The following is a 19990-nucleotide window of genomic DNA, read 5'->3' on the forward strand; positions in this document are numbered from 1 at the left end:
CCAGCGTTACCAGAAGCTGTTGTGACTGACAAAGGGGAACCAGAAGTTCAACCAGCGTTGCCGGAAGCTGTTGTGACTGAGAAAGGGGAACCAGAAGTTCAACCAGCCTTACCCGAAGCTGTTGTGACTGAAAAAGGGAAACCAGAAGTTCAACCAGCGTTGCCGGAAGCTGTTGTGACTGAGAAAGGGGAACCCGCAGTTCAGCCAGCATTACCCGAAGCAGTAGTCACAGAAAAGGGAGAACCAGAAGTTCAAGCTGAGTTGCCAGAATATACGTCAAAAGTTGCTCCAACTTTGACTTTAGATAAGGTTACAGAAGATGCGATGGATCGTTCAGCTAAATTGGATTACACTCTTGAAAATACAGGTAATACTGAAATCAAGAGCATTATAGCTGAGATTAAAGATGGGGACACTGTTGTTAAGCGAGTTGATTTATCTAAAGAAAAATTGACAGACGCTATTCAAGGTTTGGATTTATTCAAAGATTATAAAATTGCAACAACAATGACTTACAACCGTGGTGAAGGTGATGAAACATCTAAACTGGATGAAAAACCTTTGCGTTTGGAGTTGAAAAAGGTCGAAATTAAAAATATTTCATCTACTAATTTAGTGAAGGTGAATGATGATGGTACTGAAACACCAAGTGATTTCATGAGCGAAAAACCTTCTGATGAAGATGTGAAGAAAATGTACTTAAAAATCACTAGTCGTGATAATAAAGTAACACGTTTAGCAGTTGATAAAATTGAAGAAGTGACTGAAGAAGGTAAGAAACTTTATAAAATCACTGCTGAAGCTCAAGATTTGATTCAACACATTGATCCATCTAAGGCGCGCAATAAGTATGTTTATTATATAGAAAAACCCCAACCTAAAGAAGATAATGTCTACTATAACTTTAAAGATTTAGTAGACGCTATGAATGTTAATAAAAATGGTACATTTAAAATCGGATCAGATTTGAATGCTACAAATGTACCAACACCTAACAAACAATATGTCCCAGGTACGTTTAAGGGACATCTATCAAGTGTTGATGGTAAACAATATACAATTCATAACATTGCCCGTCCCTTATTTGACCGTGTTGAAAATGGTTCTGTGAAAAATATTAATTTAGGTAATGTGGATATCAATATGCCTTGGGCTGACGGAATAGCACCTGTTGCCAATATGGTGAAAAATGCAACTGTTGAAGATGTTAAGGTAACTGGTAGTGTAGTTGCTAATAACAATATTGCGGGTATCGTCAATAAAATCGATAGTGGTGGTCAGTTGACAAATGTAGCCTTCATCGGTAAACTCACGGGTGTTGGTGATAAAGGTCAATATATGGCTGGTATTGCCGGTGAGATTTGGAGAGGTAATGTTGCAAAAGCATATGTCGAGGCTGATATCGTTGCTAACAGAGCCCGTATAGGTGGTTTAGTTGCTAAAACAGATAATGGCAACGACTCTATGGGAATTGGTAAATACGGTTCAATTCGTAAATCAGTCACCAAAGGAACCATTAAGACTAAAGTTTTGTTTGAAACAGGTGGATTTATCAATAGCAATCTTCCTTTTGGTAAACTGGAAGATAATATTTCAATGATGAGAGTTGAAAATGGTGAAGAGTTCTTTGGTTCTTCAGATTTGGACTACGATGGTGGTTATTTCACAAATGGATGGTTAGAGCGTAACTTTGTTGTCAAAGGTGTCAGTTCAGGTAAGCATTCATACAAACGTTCTCGTGACAAAATTAAAGAAATTAGTCAAGATGAAGCTAATAAGAGAATTGCAGCCTTTAATATTACTGCTGACAAATATGAAATCAACGAACCTGTGGTCAATCGCTTAAATCGTTTAACCAGAAGAGAAGATGAATATAAGTCAACCCAAGACTATAAAGTAGATCGAGATCTGGCTTATCGTAACATTGAAAAACTTCAACCGTTCTACAACAAAGAGTGGATTGTCAACCAAGGTAACAAACTTGCAGAAGATTCAAACTTAGCTAAGAAAGAAGTCCTTTCTGTTACGGGAATGAAGGATGGTCAATTCGTGACCGATTTATCGGATATCGATAAAATAATGATTCACTATGCAGATGGTACAAAAGAAGAAATGGGGGTCACACTCAAGGATTCTAAAGTCCAACAAGTGCGTGAATATAGCGTATCTGGTCTTGGTGATGTTGTCTATACACCGAATATGGTTGTTAAAAATCGAGACAAACTGATTGCAGATGTGAAAGAAAGACTTTCAAGTGTTGACTTAATTTCATCTGAAGTACGCGCGCTAATGGATAATCGTCAGAAAGCTGAAGAAAATACCAACACACGTAAAGATGGATATATTCGCAATCTATACTTAGAAGAAAGCTTTGCCGAAGTGAAGCAAAATCTAGATAAGTTAGTCAAAGCCTTGGTCGAAAATGAAGACCATCAATTGAATAGTGATGAAGCTGCGATAAACGCACTTCTCAAGAAAGTAGAAACCAATAAAGCTAAAATCATGATGGCTCTGACTTATCTCAATCGTTACTATGATATCAAATACGGTGACATGAGTATAAAAAACATCATGATGTTCAAACCTGATTTTTATGGTAAGACACCAAGTGTTATTGACAGACTCATCAACATCGGTTCAAGTGAAAAGAACTTGAAAGGGGATCGGACTCAGGATGCTTACCGTGAAATCATCGCAGGTAATACTGGTAAAGGTAATTTGCGTAACTTCTTAGAATACAACATGCGTTTGTTTACAGAGGATAAAGACATTAATGATTGGTTTATCCACTCAGCTAAGAATGTTTATGTTTCAGAACCTAAAACTACAAATCCTGACTTTATTAATAAACGTCATAGAGTCTTTGATGGGCTAGATAACGGCGTTCATGGTCGTATGATTTTACCACTTCTAACGCTTAAAGATGCCCATATGTTCTTAATTTCAACATATAACACGATGGCGTACAGTTCATTTGAGAAATATGGAAAACATACAGAAGAAGCTCGTAATGAGTTCAAAACTAAGATTGATGAAGTTGCACATGCTCAACAAACTTATTTAGATTTCTGGTCACGTTTATCATTATCTAATGTTCGTGATAGACTTCTTAAGAGTCAAAATATGGTACCGACACCAGTTTGGGATAACCAAAACTACCATGGAGTCGACGGTGCCAACAGCATGGGGTACGGAAAGAACGGGGCAATTATCAGACCTATTAGAGAATTGTATGGTCCAACTGGCAAATTCCACGCAACAAATGGAGCCATGGGAGCTATGGCTAGTATTTACGATAGTGCAAACAATAATGACCAAGTTTACTTTATGGTAACCGATTTAATATCACAATTTGGTATTTCAGCCTTTACTCACGAAACAACACACGTCAATGACCGAATGCTCTATTACGGAGGATACAGTCAACGTGTTGGTACAAATGCAGAAGCCTATGCACAAGGTATGCTGCAAACACCTGATAGTTCAACGACTAATGGTGAATACGGCGCACTTGGAATTAACATGGCTTACCATCGTCCAAATGACGGTAACCAATGGTACAACCCAGATCCTGACAAATTAAAGACACGTGATGACATTGACCGCTACATGAGAAACTACAATGAAGCTATGATGTTGCTTGATTATGTAGAAGCTGATGCTGTACTTCCTAAAATTAAAGGAGACAATAGTAAGTGGTTCAAGAAAATCGACAAAGAAATGCGCTCTAAGATTCAGTACAATGATCTTTTAGGTCCAAACCAATGGGATAGTGTCCGTGATTTGAAAGGTGAAGAAAAGGTAATGACTTTATCTAGCGTCAATGATTTAGTGGATAATAACTTCATGACGAAACATGGAAATCCAGGTAACGGACGTTATCGCCCTGAAGATTATGCTGTCAACTCAGCATATGTAAACGTCAATATGATGGCTGGTATTTATGGTGGTAATACTAGTCTTGGAGCTCCTGGTTCATTATCATTCAAACACAATGCCTTCCGCATGTGGGGTTATTATGGATATGACAAAGGTTTCACTAGTTATGTATCTAACAAATACAAAGATGCAGCTATTAAAGAAAATAAAGGTTTGCTAGGCGATGACTTTATTATTAAGAAAGTATCTGGAGACAAGTTCAAGACACTTGAAGAGTGGAAGAGACATTGGTACGAGGAGGTTCTTGCTAAAGCTAAGAAAGGCTTTGAAGGTATCGATATTGATGGCGTCCATATCAGTAACTATGATGAGTTAAGGCCTTTATTTGATAAAGCAGTCGAAGAAGATTTGAAAAAAACAGATGACTTCTCTCATACTGTAGCTCTTAAATCTAAGGTATTCAAAGCCCTTCTTAAAAATACAGACGGTTTCTTTAACCAACTGTTTAAAAAAGACATTTAAATGTTTAGAATATAAAGGGAACAGTTTTTTGCTCCCTCTGAAAAGTCATCATTTGATGGCTTTCAAAAAGCACCTCAAAAAAGGTATTGCCAAGTTGCAATACCTTTTTTTGAGGCTCTTTTATCTTGTCTTTGTTTCAATTGACGATACCACATTATGTACTGTTTTGCTTCATTTTATTATAAAAGGACTTAGTCCTGTGCAGTACAGAACTAAGTCCTTTCAATAATTATTTGTGCAACTTTTTGGGGTTAGTAAAGAGAAACTCGTTTTTGGTCATTCTCTTTCTGTGTCAAGTCTCTTAATCTTTATTTTCGTATGGTAAGATCAAGTTCAAGATGATTCCTGTCATGGCTGATAGGGCAGTACCTGAAAGGGTAACTGGACCGAGTTTAAGGATAGCTCCTCCAAGTCCAAGGACCAACATAGCACTTGCGATGATTAGGTTACGCATTTGAGCAAAATCAACACGTTCTTTAATCAAGACTTTCAAACCGTTGCTGGCGATAACTCCATAGAGAAGGATTGACATACCACCAAGTACAGCGTTTGGAATGGTTGAAATCAAGGCAGTGAATTTACCAAGGAAGCTAAGGGCAATCGCGATAAAGGCAGCGTTACGGATAACTGAGACAGAAGCGATACGAGTCATACCGATAACCCCTGTATTTTCTCCGTAAGTTGTATTGGCTGGTCCACCAAGGAAGGCAGAAACTGAAGTTGCGATACCGTCACCAAGAAGAGTACGGTGAAGTCCTGGTTCTTTCAAGAATTGACGGCCACAGATTTGACCCAAAACAGTATGGTCACCGATATGTTCAGAAATTGTTACGATAGCGATTGGCAAGATGGCAATAGTTTCTGGACCAAAGTAAAGATTGTATTCTTTAAAGGCACCACCAGTGCTAAATGGCAAGTAGAAACCAGGAATTTCGAACCAGTTGGCTTTAAGAACTGGTGTAAAGTCAACCAAACCAAGAGTTAGTGCGAAGAGGTAACCACCGATAATGGCAAATAGGAATGGAATGATTCGTAGGAAGCCTTTTCCCTTTGTATTGATAAAGGCAGCAATCAAGAAAGTAACAACTGCTACAAGAGCATTTTTCCAGTTTCCATCAGCTACAAGACCAGCGTTGGTAACAGCTGAACCTGCAAGTCCAAGACCGATAACGATGATCATAGGTCCGATGATGATTGGTGGCAAGAGTTTATCAATCCATTTTGTACCTGCAAAACGAACACCAGCAGCCACAAGGACATAGACCAAACCAGTCAAGATAACCCCTGTTTGGGCAGCAGATACATCACCACCCATTTCTTTCATAGCAAGCGACATTGCTGTGATAAAGGCAAATGAAGAACCTAGATAAACTGGAACTTTAAAACCAGTTGAAATCATGTAGATGAGTGTCCCGACACCTGAAGCAAAAAGGGCAACAGATACAGGCATTCCCAAAATCAAGGGTACCAAGATGGTCGCACCAAACATAGCGAAAACGTGTTGGAAACTAAGGAGAATTCCTTTTCCAGTCGAAGGACGTTGGTCAACGTCTAGTAACAAATCAACAGTTGATTCTTGTTTCATATAAACCTCACTTTTGGGCATCAAAAAAGAGCCCATTATTTTACAGCAATAGGCCCTCAGAGTAAGACTTCTTTAAAATCTAGACTTTAAAGAGTTTCAAATATTTCTGCGTCTTCGTCACCTCACGGGATGACATTAAAAACCTTTGCTTGTGATAGTATAGCAAAAATTACAAACTTTGTAAATATTTTTTTACTAAAAAGATTAAAGCGGGCGTTTATTGGGCATGCCAGCCTTACGTGGATATTTATTTGGCGTTTCTTTTTTCTTTTCCACCACTGTGATGTAGCGCGGATCTCCATTTGGTAGGACGTAGCTGAGATTGTCTTCTACTTTACTAAAAAGGAGGTTGAGGGCATTCTTAGCTTCTAATAACTCCTCAGGCGCATTGCTTGCCTTGAGTGCCAATAGTTTTCCGCCAACTTTAAGGTAGGGAATAGTTAATTCAGATAGGACTTGCATACGGGCAACCGCACGAGCCGTTACAAAATCATATTGAGCACGGAAGTTCTTGTCTTGGGCCAAGTCTTCTGCACGTCCATGGTAGAAATGAACATCGTCTAAATCTAGTTCTTGAGCCAAAAGTTGGAGGAAGTTGATGCGCTTATTGAGTGAATCAATGATGGTCACATCTAACTGAGGATAGAGGATTTTCATTGGTAGACTAGGAAAACCTGCCCCAGCTCCAATATCAAGAAGTTTGATATTTTCATTAGGAATCAAACCTTGAAGAATGGGTGCAATCGAATCGTAAAAATGTTTGAGATAAACTTCTTCCTTGTCCGTAATGGCTGTTAAATTAATCTTTTCATTCCACTCGACCAAGAGTTCAAAATAACGTTCAAATTGTTCTTTCTGCTGGTCCGAAAGTGGAAGATTTTGCTCGGCAAGCAAGTTGTAAAATGTTTCTGGTTTCATAGTTATTTCCTTCTTTAGTATGATCTTATTTTACCACAATCATTAAAAATTTGATATACTGGTACTAATCTAAAAGTAGAAAGGACTTATATCATGACTTGGATTATTCTTGGAGTTTTGGCTCTTGTTGTTATTTTTGTGATTGTTAGCTATAACGGTTTGGTTAAGAATCGTATGCAAACAAAGGAGGCTTGGAGTCAGATTGATGTTCAGTTGAAACGTCGAAATGACCTCTTGCCAAACTTGATTGAGACTGTAAAAGGTTATGCCAAATATGAAGGTTCTACCCTTGAAAAAGTGGCAGAACTGCGTAACCAAGTGGCAGCAGCGACTTCACCAGCAGAAGCTATGAAAGCTAGTGATGCCCTTACTCGTCAGGTTTCAGGTATTTTTGCAGTTGCAGAAAGCTATCCAGATTTGAAAGCTAGTGCCAACTTTGTTAAATTGCAAGAGGAGTTGACAAATACAGAAAATAAAATTTCTTACTCTCGTCAACTCTACAACAGTGTTGTCAGCAACTACAATGTAAAATTAGAAACTTTCCCAAGCAATATTATCGCTGGAATGTTTGGATTTAAAGCAGCAGATTTCCTTCAAACACCAGAAGAGGAAAAGGCAGTTCCTAAAGTTGATTTTAGCGGTTTAGGTGACTAAGATGTTGTTTGATCAAATTGCAAGCAATAAACGAAAAACCTGGATTTTGTTGCTGGTATTTTTCCTACTCTTAGCTCTGGTTGGCTATGCGGTTGGTTATCTCTTTATGCGATCTGGGATTGCTGGTTTGATTATCGCACTGATTATTGGCTTTATCTATGCCTTGTCCATGATTTTTCAATCGACAGAGATTGTCATGTCGATGAATGGAGCGCGTGAGGTGGATGAACAAACAGCACCAGACCTCTACCATGTAGTGGAAGATATGGCTATGGTCGCTCAGATTCCTATGCCCCGTGTTTTCATCATTGATGATCCAGCCTTAAATGCCTTTGCGACAGGTTCTAACCCTCAAAACGCAGCGGTTGCTGCGACTTCAGGCCTTCTAGCTATCATGAATCGTGAGGAGCTAGAAGCTGTTATGGGCCATGAAGTCAGTCATATTCGTAATTACGATATCCGCATTTCGACTATTGCTGTTGCCCTTGCTAGTGCTATCACCATGCTTTCTAGTATGGCAGGTCGCATGATGTGGTGGGGTGGTGCAGGGCGCAGACGAAGTAATGATGATCGAGATGGAAATGGCTTAGAAATCATTATGCTAGTGGTTTCCCTACTAGCTATTGTGCTGGCACCTCTCGCTGCAACCTTGGTGCAACTCGCTATTTCTCGTCAGAGGGAATTCCTAGCTGATGCTTCCAGTGTCGAGTTGACTCGCAATCCTCAAGGGATGATTAATGCTCTACGTAAGTTGGATAATAGTAAACCGATGAGTCGTCCTGTCGATGATGCCAGCAGCGCACTCTATATCAATGATCCCAAGAAAGGGGGAGGGTTCCAAAAACTATTTTATACCCACCCACCTATTTCAGAACGGATTGAGCGTTTGAAACATATGTAAAAATTTGCCTATACAATCCTAAAAAATGAGCATTCTCGTAGTTGGAGATGCTCATTTTCTTATATAAGGAACTCAGAAATCAATTGGTTAGGATACAACTTATATTCTTCGAAAATCTCTTCAAACCGCATCAGCTTCGCCTTGCCATACTTAAGTCCAGCCTGCGGCTAGCTTCCTAGTTTGCTCTTTGATTTTCATTGAGTATTAGAATTTCTTTAGGAAACTTTGTTCAGAACATATGACATATCGAAGAAGAATCTAGCATCTATGTCAAACGGAGGAGGGCAACTGATCTCGTTTTTCGAAAATTAGAGAATATTTTTGGTGAGCTCAAAGTGTGTGTTAGAGACAAGTAGGGCAGCGTAGTAGAGCTAGGATTCATCTTAATGAGCATGGGGGTTACAAAATTGTCCAAGAATTCAATCTACAAATCAGTTATTTAAAAATCACTGTGTGCTTTTAGTTAGAAGTTAGTTTTTGTCCAACCTCTTTTATAGGCGATTTCGGAAAACTTCGTACATGAGAATGGCTGCAGCAACACTGGCATTAAGGCTTTGAACATGTCCATTCATAGGAATGGTAATCATTTCATCAACCTGTTTTTTGATGTTGCTAGAGATACCTTTTCCTTCATTTCCGATGATGAGGGCGATTTTCCCTTTTGTATTCCACTTGTGGCAAGGAGTACCGTTCATATCCGTTCCAAAGGTCCAGAATCCTTCATCCTTAAGTTTATCTAAGGTTTGACTGAGATTGGTTACTCGAGCAATCGGTACGTGTTCAATAGCACCTGTGGCCGTTTTGGCAACGACAGGAGTAACACCGACAGCACGGTGTTTGGGAATGATGACACCTGAAACGTTGGTCGCATCGGCCGTTCTCAGGATGGAGCCTAGGTTGTGAGGGTCAGTTAAGCCATCCAGAATCAATAGAAGTGGATTTTCTTCTTGGCGTGTTTTTGCTAGGATGTGTTCTAATTCGCTATAGGCAAATTCAGATACTCGTAGAACAAAACCTTGGTGGACAGCACCTTCAGTCATCTCAGAGAGAGATTTTTTTGAAGTCCAAGAAATGGACACCTTCTTTTCTGTAGCCAGTTCTTTGACTTTCTCAACATTCTTACCTCGGAGATCTTCTTGGAGGTAAAGTTTGTTTCCTGTGTTTGCAAGGAGGGCTTCGGTAACGGCGTGAACGCCATAGACAATATCATTTGTTTTCATGCCTCTATTATACCACACTTCACTCAGCAGTCCTATTATTAAATATAGAGCAGTGATCTACAACTCGCTCTTTTAAATACTTAAATATCACCAATAAATCGGTAGTGTATTTCCAGTTTAATTTGTCTATTCTTGCCTCTACCAATCGGTTGGTGAATAATAATTTTGTCAATCAATTCGTTGACAATTTTTGAGGTTAAATTCTCAAGCTGAGTATATTTTCGAATGGTTGTCATAAATTCTTCAATGTTGTGGGCAGATTTCATTTTCACCCCAAGAGTTGCGGTGGCAGTTTGGACTTTTTCCTTCAACTCGGCTTGTTCCGCCTCATAGCTGTCGCACAATTTTTTGAAGCGGTCATCCGCAATCTCACCCAAGAGTTGCTTTTCGTAGAGTCGCTGGATGATAGTATCCAACTCCACCATTCGCTGTTCGTTTTTGGTCAGCTGTTTTTTCAGTTCGCTAAACTTCTTGGTTTCTTTGATTTCAAACTTATCCTTCAAGCGCTGTAATAAATCTGCTTCGTTAATCTGAAACGAGTTTATCAGTTCTTGAAGCTCGTTTAAAATTAGGTTTTCCAATACTTCTTTACGAAGATAGTGACCGCCCGAACAAGTATCGCCAGCTCGCTTAAAATGGTAACATTTATAATGGTCGAGGTTCACGCCATCTTTTTCTTGTGGGCAAAAACTTAATTTATGCTCGTTTTCGCAATAAAGCAAGCCTGCAAACAAGTTTTCATGTCCTGTTTTGTTTTTCCAGTTATGCCTTTGAACGACTCGCTTGTGGTTCATCATTTTTCTTGCAATTTCGAAATCTTCCTTCGAAATAATTGCTTCGTGGCTATCTGGGAAAATTAGCCAATCTTCACGAGGTCGCAGGCGACAATTTCGCTGTTTGTAGGAAATTTTTGCGGTTTTCAAGTTAATGGTTGAGCCGATATACTCCTCTTTTTCCAATATTTGCCAAATCATCTGAGTTTTCCAATAACAAGGGTCACTCTCTAAAATTCGATAGTTCGAAACACCCAGCTTCTTTTTGTAGCGAGCAGGAGTGAGGACTTTGTCACGCCTTAAACCTTGAGCTATCTCGGTTGGCGTTCTGCCTGAAATATACTCCGAAAATATCCGTTTAACGATTTCTGAAGCATATTCATCTACTAACCACTCCTTACGATTTTCTGGATTATTAAGGTATCCATAAGGGGTAATCCAGCCGATTTTTTCGCCATTTTTGGCTTTGGTATGTTTCGAAAGCTTAATTTTCTCGCTACACTGCATACTATACCAGTTGTTAAAGAGTGAAACCAACGGTGTGAGGTAGGCATCTTGGCTAGATTTCTTGTTACTATCTATATTTTCTTGCAGGGAAATGAAGCGAATATTTTTCGAAGGAAAAACCACCTCCAAAAGATTTCCTGAAAGCAGGTAATCTCGTGAAACACGGCTCAAATCCTTTACCACAAAATTCGAAACTTGGTTATTTTCAACTAATGCCAGAGCTTGTTGGAAAGCTGGACGCTGGGCGTTTGAACCTGAGTAGCCATCATCATAAAATACAATTGGGTTGCTCAAATTCTCTCGCTCCGCCAGTTTGCTTAAAATCAAGCGTTGGTTGGAAATTGAGTTAGATTCACCTTCGTTTGCATCTTCTGATGAAAGCCTGCAGTACAAAACACTAATCTCGCTCAGGCCTTCAAATTCAACCTTTGTCCAATCTGGAATTTGCTTTGTTAATGTGCTGTGTGTCATCGTGTCTCCTTTCAATACACTCTAACCCATGGATAGGATACCTCGAAAGGGCGAATAAGTCCAGTCTTTGGGGCTTATTTTTCCTGCAAAATCAGCTTTTCAAGTAATTCTTTCAAACTTTTCGAACCACCAAATTTTCGGTTAATCTTAAAAGTTGCTCGCCCGATTTTGACAATTCGTTCTTTTTCATTATTCATCTGTTCGTCCTCCAATCCATTCGCTAAATTCCTCCAGCGTTACCACCTGAAACATTGGCTGAAAATTATTCAGCTCGCTTTCAATTTTCTTCGAAATCGCTTCTTTTCGTTTGTCGTGCGGCACAATCCATAGAACCAGTGGAAACACACCATCTTGCTCTCGCTGCTCGATGCCTGTTTGGTAGTAGGTGATGTATTTTTTGCACTGGTTCAACACTCGATTGAGGCTTTCGGTCGCCATATCAATTTCATAAAAATAACTGTCCTCATATTCGCCCAAAACCAGCTGGGCAAAAGCATCAGGTTTCAGAAAAATCTTCTTGCCCGAAAAGGTGGCGTAGGTGCGGTGGCAGGTGGGTTCAAAATTGAACCGTTCCAGCTGGATTTTGCCAACTTCTTCCAACAATTTCAGAAAAACATACGCTTGTGTCACCGCCAGCGTGTGTTCCAAGTGGTGGGCGGTGGGTTCATACTTATTTTTAAAGCGTTGTGGACGATGTAATGCTTTTAAGCCTTTTATCGTGATGTGCCAAACGAAACTGCCTGAACCTGCTCGCACGCCACCGATTCGCCGTTCCAGATGACGAACCAGTTGATGATTTTTGAGCTTAGTTAGAAGCAAGTTAGCCCTTCGAAAAGCCGTTCGAGAATGCTGACTATCCTGAAAATAGAGGGCAACAATCTGCTTGGTGGTTGCATAACGGCACTGGGCGAGTAGGGTTAAAATATCTTGTTCTTTTTCCGTTAGTTCAATTTTCTCCATTTTGTCCTCCTCGCTTCTTCCGTCCCAAGTTTTCGGGCGGAATTTCATTTTTCTTGTTTTGAAGTTGCGTATTTTCAAAATTGGCTAAATCGTCGCCGTAGCGTTCCAAACTTTCGGCATAAAGTTTATCAATTGGTTGAGCATTTTTCGAAAGAGGCAGACTTCGCCCTGAGACCCACTTGAAGTGGTTGTAAAAAATCGGCATTTGGGCATAAAAGTGAAAAGGTGCAAGAGTCATAAAATCTTCGAAAGTGAGTTCTGGAGCTTGGCTGGCGAGTTCCTTGGCTTCGTGGTGTTCCAGCGTGAAAATGATTTTACTGCGACAATTACTCAAAATGCTGATACGCAGAGCAGATGGCAGTTGCGTCAAGTTCTGACTGGCGAGAATGTAGCCCACTTTCATCGAACGAGACACCGCGAGGGCATCCTCCAAATCCACAGGGAGCTTAAGGAATTGCCCCAGCTCATCAATGTAAATGGGCAGAAAAGGGCGATTTTCAGGGGCGAGACGGGCTTGGTGTAGGGTTAGCTGGTAGATGTAGTTGGTAATAAGTGACCCTATAAATTTAGCGTTTGTCACCCCAATCTGCCCTCGGTTAAGGTTCACCAGCACCACCTTTTTACTCGTGAACAGCTCAATCAAATTAAACTTTTTTGAAGTGGAGGCAAGCATAGCTCGCAGTTCTTTTCGCAATAATAGCTGACGAACTTTGTTCAGAACGGGCGAGATTAATACCTCACGGTTTGCTTCGCTTAGCTGGTTGTAGCCCTGCCAAAAATCCAAGAGAAAAGGGTCAGAAATCTGACTTAATAGTTGATTTCGAAAGACAGGATTGGTTAAAAACTGAGGTAATTGGGGTAAATTAGAATTTTCAACTTGTGCCATCACGGTTAAGGCATGGCTGAGCACATCAACCGTGCGAATACCCCAGTTGTCGCTGAAAAGTTCTTGAAAAAGATTAAGCAACATATCTGCCACCAGCTCAGGCGAGGTGTAGCGAGTCAGGTCAAAGGGGTTGAGACCGATAATTTTGTTGCTGGAGCTGGGGTCTATGATAACCAAATCCACTCGCCGTTCTTTTGGGAAATGAGCCAACACTTCTCGCACCAAGTCTCCTTTGGGGTCAATTAACAGCGTGCTTCTGCCTGCCTGAATATCTGTTAAAATGAACTGGGCGAGTAGGGTAGATTTCCCGACACCCGTTCCGCCTAAAACTAATAAATGTTGAGTGGCGTCTCGAGGTAAAATCTGCAGCGGTTCGTTTTTGATACTTTCACCAAACTTTCGAACAGGCACATCTGGCACTTTATAACCCAAAGGCAGTCGGAGAATTTTGGGGTGAATATTGGCAATCCCAGCCAGTTCACCTTCGCCAATAGGGGCAAGCCAAAAACTGGCAAGCTCCTGCGAAGAAAGGGTGAGCGGAAAAGCCCACGGAATTTGAACCTTATTAACTTTCTCGCTTGAAATCTGGTTAAGAAAAAATTCGACACCGCTGGATTCTAACATTCGAAAGGATCCTAAAACGGTATGGTATAGCTCATTCTTACGAAAATGGCTATCACTTCGCACGCCAATCCGTACATCTGCTTGAAACTGGGCGTGGCGGAGTTTTTCCCGAATCAGCTTATCGGTGTCTTTGGAAAGCTTTGGGATATTCCCTGAAATCCACTGCCACCAAGTGGCGTTAAGATGCGACAAATCCCGAGCCAGCGGTTGTGGCGGACGCGACTTGCCCACCATAATCTGCACGCAAATTTCCTCTAATGGTTTGAGGTGATGGCACAGTGCTAAAAAGGAACGAGTGAAATTTTCAACGCCATCTGTTTTGAGGCTAAAATAGTTGCGTTTGATAGCTACACGCCACGCTTTTTCAAATGTTTTTCGCTCTTTAGGGCGAAGTTTCGCAAACTGAATGTCATTGGAAACCTGCAACATTTTGTGTAAATAGGGTGTGTCCAGTGGGCTACTGAGAAGCAAATATCGCACCTCGTTTTTCGTTAAACGAATCTCCAAAACGAAGGGCTGGCGTCTAGTGTAGCCTGAAAGTCGCACCATCAAATCCAGTATGTCTTGAAATTCCACAGGGCGAGTGTAACCCATCTCGAACACTTCAAAATTTGTTGGGCGCTTCATCGGTTCACCTCCAATCTCTTTTGTTTTTCCAGTAGCGAAAGGCAAGCATTCCGCCACCAAGTAATACGGCAAGCAGGCTTAAGGGTAGGGCAATTTCGATTAGCCAGTGAACCGCCCGATTGACCAAATAAGCCAGCAGAACGAAAAGCAAGGTGTAGCCAACTATTTTTCGCACACTTCATCATTTGCCTTTCTGTAGTCAATGGGATTTTTAGAATATTTAGGAACGGGATAGTTAGAGATAATAATGTCGCTCTCAACTTCATTACCCCATATAGCCCACTTTTTATTAGAAGACACAGGTCGCCTTGCAAAGAGCTCCAAATAATCTGGTTCAGAACAGCGTTCGATGATAGCAAAGAGTTCCTCGGGCTTATGGCTATGGTCTTGTTTGGGGAAGAAGCCCCAATTCATTTGACCTTTAAACTTGATAGGAGCTTTTCCACGAGTAGCGAAAATTACATGCTCGGTGGAATTTCGCAGATAAGTTCCCAAGCCCAGAGTTGGTTTAACCCAAGTAAAAATGCTTTTTGGCTCAAAGCCCCACGCCCGAATAATATCGTAAGATTCTTCTATATAAGAGTTGGAAGTCCAAAACCAGAGATGGGCGTTATCTGCAGCAATGTCCTTGATGGGCATATTGCGGATTTCCTCGTGGCTCATCAGGTTGTAGTGCTTGCAGGCTCCGTAGCTACCTGTTTGGTTCTTCATATAGGGAACATCAGCGAGGATGGTTTTGAATTTCTTTGGTTGAGTTGGTTGTGTCATTTTAAAATCCTTTCTGTTTGTGACGCTCCGAGCATACCAGAAACCGCTAGCAAAAGGGAGCATAAGCAGCTTATGGATTAGGAGCGATGAGAATGGTGCTGTATCTGTTAAGGTGCTATTATATTGCTGTTTTGTTCGGTGATGTAAAAATTACTTCACTTTCGAAGTTCTTTGAGTAGTTCCGCCTGAGCTGAAAGGAATGCCTCGTTGACGGCTTGCCTTTTTTCGAGAAATTGAGCTAGTTCAATTTCTTCTTCAGTGTAAACAGGAGGAAGATTTTTGTTTTTCTCTTTGACTGGTTGTTTTTTAGATTGAGAATCAAGATATACCAACAAGGCAATAACGCCAGCCACAAAGCCAAGAGCAACGGCAAAAATTATGGGCAAGATAAGTTCATTCATAGGGAACCTCCTATCTTATTTGTTGGGAGGCAACCAAGACAAAAGTCTTGATGATGAAATCTGTGCGTTCCTTGGCATGGGGAGTTTTTGCCAGAATATCTGCCTCGAGTTTCGAAAGGTCGCCTACTTTGTTAAGAATGTCTGCCGTCAGAAGCTGATTCTTTTGAAGCACCGCCATCTCCTTCGAAAGTGATTTGGCAACTTCAAGCTGAAATGGATTCGCCAGTTGAGGGATTACATCTGTTGGATTTTGAGTATTTTGTGGAAGTATAGTTTTTCTCCTTTATTTTTAATGGAATGCATGTTGGTCTTATTCGCCGATAGGCAAGTCCTCCTTTCCTACCACACCTGAGCTCTGGTGTGGTATAATGTTGTTAGCTAACTGATGGTTTAAGTATATCACCGACTGATTGTCCTGTCGTTGTGAGAAAAGAGCCTAAAGTTGTGGTTACAAGTTGGAGGAGGAAAAAGCTATGGAGTTTATTCGATTAGGAACTTTTTGCCAAATTATCAATAATTCACTTTTTGAGAGAATAAATTCTGATTTTGAATTTAAGAAAAACCAAGAAAGTGTCGTAACAATGATATTGCGTATCTTGTCTTATGATTCAAATGATGAGTTGGATGAAAAATATAATGGAGAAGATGGCGAGAAAATATTGGATAAACCTTACTGTAGTAAAATCTGTAAGGGAACAGAAAAAATCCATCTATCCCTCCTAAAATTTTTACAAAAAGATGATTATATAGAGCGAATTTCGACTGTGGAAGGGCAGTTTTCAAGTATTGAAGATGACGCCTATTTCTCGAAATCAGTCGCTTGTCGTAAAATATTAGAGCTTTTCACTTCTCCAACTTACAAAATTATTGAATTCATCGAAAATCCTCATATTGAGAATTGCTGGGAAATTGATGTCAACCAGCTGGAAGAACTCTATAAAAATAAGGAATATGACCGACTTTTAGCGACCTCCTTAGTCTTTATCGCTACTTATATCTCAAATTTAGATAAGAAACACCAACCAGAACTTCAGGAAATCGCTTCTTTGCCAGAGGTCTCAAGTGAGATGTTTGACTCTATTTGTCGGGGCAGATGTTTTGACTCTTTCAGACGCAAAATCCGCATCATTCCACGTAAGGCTACAAAAGATTTTCTTATCAAAAGTGAAACTGTTTTTGAGTCAAAGTTTGTTAATCCAAGATTGATGGAAGATGGAAAATTGACCTATTCTTTCTCTTTCGAAACCAAAGAGGAAGCTGAAAATCATCATTTGAAGGTTACGATTAACGGAGAAGACTTGGAAGTTCACTCGAGGCTTGATACAAGTTACGACAGCGTCTACCCTTACAAATTGATTCATTCCGTTCACGATATACCACATCACCGCTACTACGAAGTAAAATTAGAAGTGGAACAAATCCGCAAATGTCCCGTCTTTCAAACTTCTTATCGTTTGACTGCACCGTGCAAAAGTTTTAAAGTTGATGTCAGTGTGATTGGTGAAGACAAGGACGATTGGGTAACTTCGTTCAATATGTTTTCGCAAGCCAAATACCGAGATTCTAAACATAATCGTATTAACACCATACCTGGTAGCAATGCGGACAGTGTTGATATCAATCAGTGGATTTCAGAACGAACAGGTTACTCTTTAAATGTTCGTCCTAAAAGAGACAAATGGCTGTATTACATTCCAGACATTGACAAAACATAAATATTAGTGTATAATAAAGCTATAAAATTTAATATTTTCGCAACTTTCCAGAGTGCTTCTGAGAATAGTTAATCCCTTGCATTTGGTAGAAAATGAAACAATCTACCGAGCAAGCGGTAGAAATCTATTTTTAGAGGTAACTCACATGTATTCAAAACGCTACAAACAAATCATTTGGAATGATACTGCAGCTAATCCCTACTCAAAAGAAAATCTTGCTCGTAGATTATTGACTTATACCGATGATGCTGAAAAAATTCAGGCATTAACAGGTTTTAACGAGAAAAAGCAAGAGGCTTTAAGAGAAAAGAATAGTCAAGCAGTGAAAGTTTTTAACGATTTTCTTCTTCATACGATGGAGTGTCAAAATCAAGGTATTGATTTCAGAAGTTCCAGAAATGGAGCAGATTTAGATACCGCTGTAATGGAAGTTTTAGATTTGAATGAAGAACAATATATTTTGCATAAACAAAGTATTCTAAGGCGTTTAGAGCGTAAACAAAATAAGCGTTCTGTTTAACCTAAGACCTACCTCGTGGGTCTTTTTTTATTTCGTTAATTTTTCTCTAAAATATAACTACCTGCTACAATAGTAAAGAAAGGAGAAATTTTGACAACCCATAATACTAATAAGCAAGAAAATATAGAAACCATAACCATTGGCTATGCCAGAGTTAGCTCAACAGATAATAGACAAGAATTGGGGCTATCTGTTCAAAAAGATGCACTCGGCTTTTGCGATAAACTCTATATTGAAAAAGATTCTGGTGGAAATCAGGAGCGAAAACAACTTGACAAAGCTTTAAAAATGGCGAAAAAATATGCCCAGCAAGGTGTTAAAACAAATTTTGTTGTGTATAAATTGGATAGACTTACAAGAAAGATGCTTCACCTATCTGCTATTATTGAAGATTTAACCAAACATGGTATTCATCTTCAATCTATTCATGAAAATATTGAAACAGATTCTTTAACTGGAAAATTCTTTTGTTTGATGTTGGGTTATGTGGCAGAATGGGAGCTTCAAGCTATTTCTGAACGCACTAAAGACGGACTCCGTAAAGCGAAAGAAAAAGGCGTGAAGCTTGGCAACAAAGGAATAGCGAAAGATAAAGAAAAGCAAATTATTGCACAATACCAGCAAAAAGAAATGTCCGTTCGAAATATTGCGAATCAGCTGAACATTTCCACCGCAACTATTTATAATGTACTGAAGCGCAATGGTATTCAAATAAATAGAAAAAATCACCTATAATTGATTGACAAATCCTTAGAAAAATAGTACATTAAACCTATCAACAGTTTTAGCAAACGGTCGTTTGTTAAAACAATCAAAGTTATCAATAAAAATATTTTAAAATGCTGATTTAATAAGGTTTTAGTTGCCTTGTTGAACTAGCATTTTTATTTTTTCATTGTTTTAGTTGACGACCGTTAACTAAAACAAGCTCAACCCCTATTGTAGCAGGGATTTTTTGAGTGAAAAATAAAAAATGGAGGTTCTTTATGGGACTTAACGACTTAAAAGCCGACTCAGTTGAGGTAACAACCAAACTTTCGGTTTCTGATATTGGCGTGATTCTTCAAGAAATTTGCGCCGAGTGGAAAACAACCCCAGAAGCTATTCAGAGTAGTTCGGGTGCATTAGCTGATTTTGATGATAGAGCTGATATAGAAATCGTCATTAAAGGTAAAGCTGGCTTATTCTCTCCGCAATTTTATGCAGTTCAGGTTTATGTTTACCAACTTGAGAATGAATGTGGACTTCAGCTCATTGCTTTAGGTGATTCTGGATTTTCGAAGATGTGGTATGGTCTTAATGGTGCGATAAAAATGTCTGAAAGCATTAAACGCCGTGACGCCATTATAGAACGAATTATGCAATATAGTTCGAGATAGAATAGAAAGAGGTTTAAAATGAATACTCGTTTAAATCAAAAAGTAGTTCGTGGTGAATTGGTTGAGGTTATTGAAAGCTCAGGTGGTTTTCTTGGCGGAATTGAATATCAATTAGTCGTTGGTGGGAAGATTAAAGAACAATCCAAAGACCTTAGCTATATTCTTAGTGCCTTTGATAGATATTGGTAATTTATTAGAAAGAGTATCGATGAAGAGAAAGTTATTTTTCTCATTTATAATTTTACTGTCATGTATTATGCTTTTAGGTTGTAGTTCCCCTAAGAACTTCACAGGCAAGTGGAAGACCGATATCTTTGACCAAGGAAGTGTTAGAGAAGATGGTGCAAAAATTGCAGGCAAAGCAACTGGACAAGCCGACCTTGCTTCAATTATCTCTAAATATATTCACTGGAATGCTACTATGGAGATAAAAAAAGACGGAACTTTAACAATGGACAACGGCGAAACTTTCTCCGCCAAATGGCATCAAAAAGGCGACAAAATTGTAATTGAAGGAAAAAATATTTCCGGAATTGCAACCCTGTCTGACGACCAAAAGACTTTATATTTTGAAAATAAGCCATTAAATGATAATTCTGATAACCAGAATGGATTTATGATTGGAGAAAATTCGTTAAAGTTTGAATTCAAAAAGGTAGAATAATGATGAAAAAATTAGG

The 19990-nt window shown here is 39.5% G+C and carries 19 protein-coding genes; 9 read left to right on the forward strand and 10 right to left on the reverse strand.

Translation table 11 applies throughout. The features are described from left to right. On the forward strand, window positions 1-4401 hold a 4401-nt coding region (locus HMPREF1048_RS11030; protein WP_000296000.1), incomplete at its 5' end, for a ZmpA/ZmpB/ZmpC family metallo-endopeptidase. Between the two features lie 301 nt (window positions 4402-4702). Here HMPREF1048_RS11030 and HMPREF1048_RS11035 read toward each other — a convergent pair. Both HMPREF1048_RS11035 and rsmG read right to left on the reverse strand, forming a co-directional pair. Then, window positions 4703-5986: a uracil-xanthine permease family protein gene (locus HMPREF1048_RS11035; RefSeq protein ID WP_004249258.1), complete on the reverse strand. Its 1284-nt coding sequence runs from the start codon at window positions 5984-5986 to the stop codon at window positions 4703-4705. 204 nt (window positions 5987-6190) lie between these two features. Further along, window positions 6191-6904, reverse strand: coding sequence for a 16S rRNA (guanine(527)-N(7))-methyltransferase RsmG (gene rsmG / locus HMPREF1048_RS11040; RefSeq protein WP_000801930.1), 714 nt, complete (start codon window positions 6902-6904; stop codon window positions 6191-6193). A 93-nt stretch (window positions 6905-6997) separates the two neighbouring features. Here rsmG and HMPREF1048_RS11045 point away from each other — a divergent pair, with 93 nt between their 5' ends. Continuing rightward, window positions 6998-7558 (forward strand): LemA family protein, encoded by a 561-nt coding sequence (locus HMPREF1048_RS11045; RefSeq protein WP_000219846.1) that lies wholly within the window; start codon window positions 6998-7000, stop codon window positions 7556-7558. Between the two features lies 1 nt (window position 7559). After that, window positions 7560-8459 carry a zinc metalloprotease HtpX gene (gene htpX / locus HMPREF1048_RS11050; protein WP_000895738.1) on the forward strand — a complete coding sequence of 300 codons (900 nt, stop codon included), beginning with the start codon at window positions 7560-7562 and terminating at the stop codon, window positions 8457-8459. A 491-nt stretch (window positions 8460-8950) separates the two neighbouring features. Here htpX and rlmB read toward each other — a convergent pair whose 3' ends face one another. The 8 genes from rlmB to HMPREF1048_RS13530 all read right to left on the reverse strand — a co-directional run bounded on the left by rlmB (window position 8951) and on the right by HMPREF1048_RS13530 (window position 15868). Next, window positions 8951-9679, reverse strand: coding sequence for a 23S rRNA (guanosine(2251)-2'-O)-methyltransferase RlmB (rlmB, locus tag HMPREF1048_RS11055; protein ID WP_000855758.1), 729 nt, complete (start codon window positions 9677-9679; stop codon window positions 8951-8953). Window positions 9680-9759: 80 nt separating this feature from the next. Continuing rightward, the gene (locus tag HMPREF1048_RS11060; protein WP_000149837.1) at window positions 9760-11430 is read right to left on the reverse strand and encodes a recombinase family protein; all 1671 of its coding nucleotides are present in this window, start codon (window positions 11428-11430) and stop codon (window positions 9760-9762) included. A 74-nt stretch (window positions 11431-11504) separates the two neighbouring features. After that, window positions 11505-11627 (reverse strand): hypothetical protein, encoded by a 123-nt coding sequence (locus HMPREF1048_RS13600; protein WP_001058384.1) that lies wholly within the window; start codon window positions 11625-11627, stop codon window positions 11505-11507. Continuing rightward, a complete protein-coding gene (locus HMPREF1048_RS11065) occupies window positions 11620-12390 on the reverse strand; it encodes a replication-relaxation family protein (protein ID WP_000411025.1) in 771 nt (256 codons plus the stop codon). The genes HMPREF1048_RS13600 and HMPREF1048_RS11065 overlap by 8 nt, the downstream gene beginning before the upstream one ends. After that, window positions 12377-14527, reverse strand: coding sequence for a type IV secretory system conjugative DNA transfer family protein (locus HMPREF1048_RS11070; protein ID WP_000828562.1), 2151 nt, complete (start codon window positions 14525-14527; stop codon window positions 12377-12379). Before HMPREF1048_RS11070 ends, HMPREF1048_RS11065 begins: the two co-directional genes overlap by 14 nt. Before the next feature lie 162 nt (window positions 14528-14689). Further along, window positions 14690-15295 carry an MT-A70 family methyltransferase gene (locus HMPREF1048_RS11080; protein ID WP_000193478.1) on the reverse strand — a complete coding sequence of 202 codons (606 nt, stop codon included), beginning with the start codon at window positions 15293-15295 and terminating at the stop codon, window positions 14690-14692. Window positions 15296-15450: 155 nt separating this feature from the next. Then, entirely contained in the window at window positions 15451-15696 is a 246-nt protein-coding gene (locus HMPREF1048_RS11085; protein WP_001003973.1) for a hypothetical protein, read from the reverse strand. Window positions 15697-15706: 10 nt separating this feature from the next. Beyond that, window positions 15707-15868, reverse strand: a complete 162-nt coding sequence (locus HMPREF1048_RS13530; RefSeq protein WP_004249260.1) for a hypothetical protein — start codon at window positions 15866-15868, stop codon at window positions 15707-15709. A gap of 301 nt (window positions 15869-16169) precedes the next feature. Between HMPREF1048_RS13530 and HMPREF1048_RS11090 the strand changes: the two genes are divergently transcribed. From HMPREF1048_RS11090 to HMPREF1048_RS11110, 6 genes are all read left to right on the forward strand, one after another. Continuing rightward, window positions 16170-17411 carry a hypothetical protein gene (locus HMPREF1048_RS11090; protein ID WP_000394415.1) on the forward strand — a complete coding sequence of 414 codons (1242 nt, stop codon included), beginning with the start codon at window positions 16170-16172 and terminating at the stop codon, window positions 17409-17411. A 145-nt stretch (window positions 17412-17556) separates the two neighbouring features. Further along, on the forward strand, window positions 17557-17931 hold the full coding sequence (locus HMPREF1048_RS11095; RefSeq protein WP_000287043.1) for a hypothetical protein: 375 nt from the start codon (window positions 17557-17559) through the stop codon (window positions 17929-17931). A 90-nt stretch (window positions 17932-18021) separates the two neighbouring features. Then, on the forward strand, window positions 18022-18666 hold the full coding sequence (locus tag HMPREF1048_RS11100; RefSeq protein ID WP_000207191.1) for a recombinase family protein: 645 nt from the start codon (window positions 18022-18024) through the stop codon (window positions 18664-18666). 251 nt (window positions 18667-18917) lie between these two features. Next, window positions 18918-19310 carry a hypothetical protein gene (locus tag HMPREF1048_RS11105; RefSeq protein ID WP_000523899.1) on the forward strand — a complete coding sequence of 131 codons (393 nt, stop codon included), beginning with the start codon at window positions 18918-18920 and terminating at the stop codon, window positions 19308-19310. Between the two features lie 18 nt (window positions 19311-19328). Beyond that, entirely contained in the window at window positions 19329-19499 is a 171-nt protein-coding gene (locus HMPREF1048_RS13380; RefSeq protein WP_001097413.1) for a hypothetical protein, read from the forward strand. A gap of 19 nt (window positions 19500-19518) precedes the next feature. Then, complete coding sequence (locus HMPREF1048_RS11110; protein ID WP_000823591.1) at window positions 19519-19974, forward strand: hypothetical protein; 456 nt, start codon at window positions 19519-19521, stop codon at window positions 19972-19974. Window positions 19975-19990: the final 16 nt, after the last annotated feature.

Origin of the sequence: Streptococcus mitis SK575, from assembly GCF_000257865.1 — a bacterium.
Taxonomy (GTDB): Bacteria; Bacillota; Bacilli; order Lactobacillales; family Streptococcaceae; genus Streptococcus; species Streptococcus mitis_CQ.

Bases quoted from the DNA above. Each gene is read 5' to 3' on its own strand.
- rsmG (WP_000801930.1), bottom strand. From the start codon at position 6,904: ATGAAACCAGAAACATTTTACAACTTGCTTGCCGAGCAAAATCTTCCA.
- HMPREF1048_RS11060 (WP_000149837.1), bottom strand. From the start codon at position 11,430: ATGACACACAGCACATTAACAAAGCAAATTCCAGATTGGACAAAGGTT.
- HMPREF1048_RS13380 (WP_001097413.1), top strand. From the start codon at position 19,329: ATGAATACTCGTTTAAATCAAAAAGTAGTTCGTGGTGAATTGGTTGAG.
- HMPREF1048_RS11090 (WP_000394415.1), top strand. From the start codon at position 16,170: ATGGAGTTTATTCGATTAGGAACTTTTTGCCAAATTATCAATAATTCA.
- HMPREF1048_RS11080 (WP_000193478.1), bottom strand. From the start codon at position 15,295: ATGACACAACCAACTCAACCAAAGAAATTCAAAACCATCCTCGCTGAT.
- HMPREF1048_RS11110 (WP_000823591.1), top strand. From the start codon at position 19,519: ATGAAGAGAAAGTTATTTTTCTCATTTATAATTTTACTGTCATGTATT.
- HMPREF1048_RS11095 (WP_000287043.1), top strand. From the start codon at position 17,557: ATGTATTCAAAACGCTACAAACAAATCATTTGGAATGATACTGCAGCT.
- HMPREF1048_RS11035 (WP_004249258.1), bottom strand. From the start codon at position 5,986: ATGAAACAAGAATCAACTGTTGATTTGTTACTAGACGTTGACCAACGT.
- HMPREF1048_RS11085 (WP_001003973.1), bottom strand. From the start codon at position 15,696: ATGAATGAACTTATCTTGCCCATAATTTTTGCCGTTGCTCTTGGCTTT.
- HMPREF1048_RS11070 (WP_000828562.1), bottom strand. From the start codon at position 14,527: ATGAAGCGCCCAACAAATTTTGAAGTGTTCGAGATGGGTTACACTCGC.
- HMPREF1048_RS11045 (WP_000219846.1), top strand. From the start codon at position 6,998: ATGACTTGGATTATTCTTGGAGTTTTGGCTCTTGTTGTTATTTTTGTG.
- HMPREF1048_RS11105 (WP_000523899.1), top strand. From the start codon at position 18,918: ATGGGACTTAACGACTTAAAAGCCGACTCAGTTGAGGTAACAACCAAA.
- HMPREF1048_RS13600 (WP_001058384.1), bottom strand. From the start codon at position 11,627: ATGAATAATGAAAAAGAACGAATTGTCAAAATCGGGCGAGCAACTTTT.
- rlmB (WP_000855758.1), bottom strand. From the start codon at position 9,679: ATGAAAACAAATGATATTGTCTATGGCGTTCACGCCGTTACCGAAGCC.
- htpX (WP_000895738.1), top strand. From the start codon at position 7,560: ATGTTGTTTGATCAAATTGCAAGCAATAAACGAAAAACCTGGATTTTG.
- HMPREF1048_RS11065 (WP_000411025.1), bottom strand. From the start codon at position 12,390: ATGGAGAAAATTGAACTAACGGAAAAAGAACAAGATATTTTAACCCTA.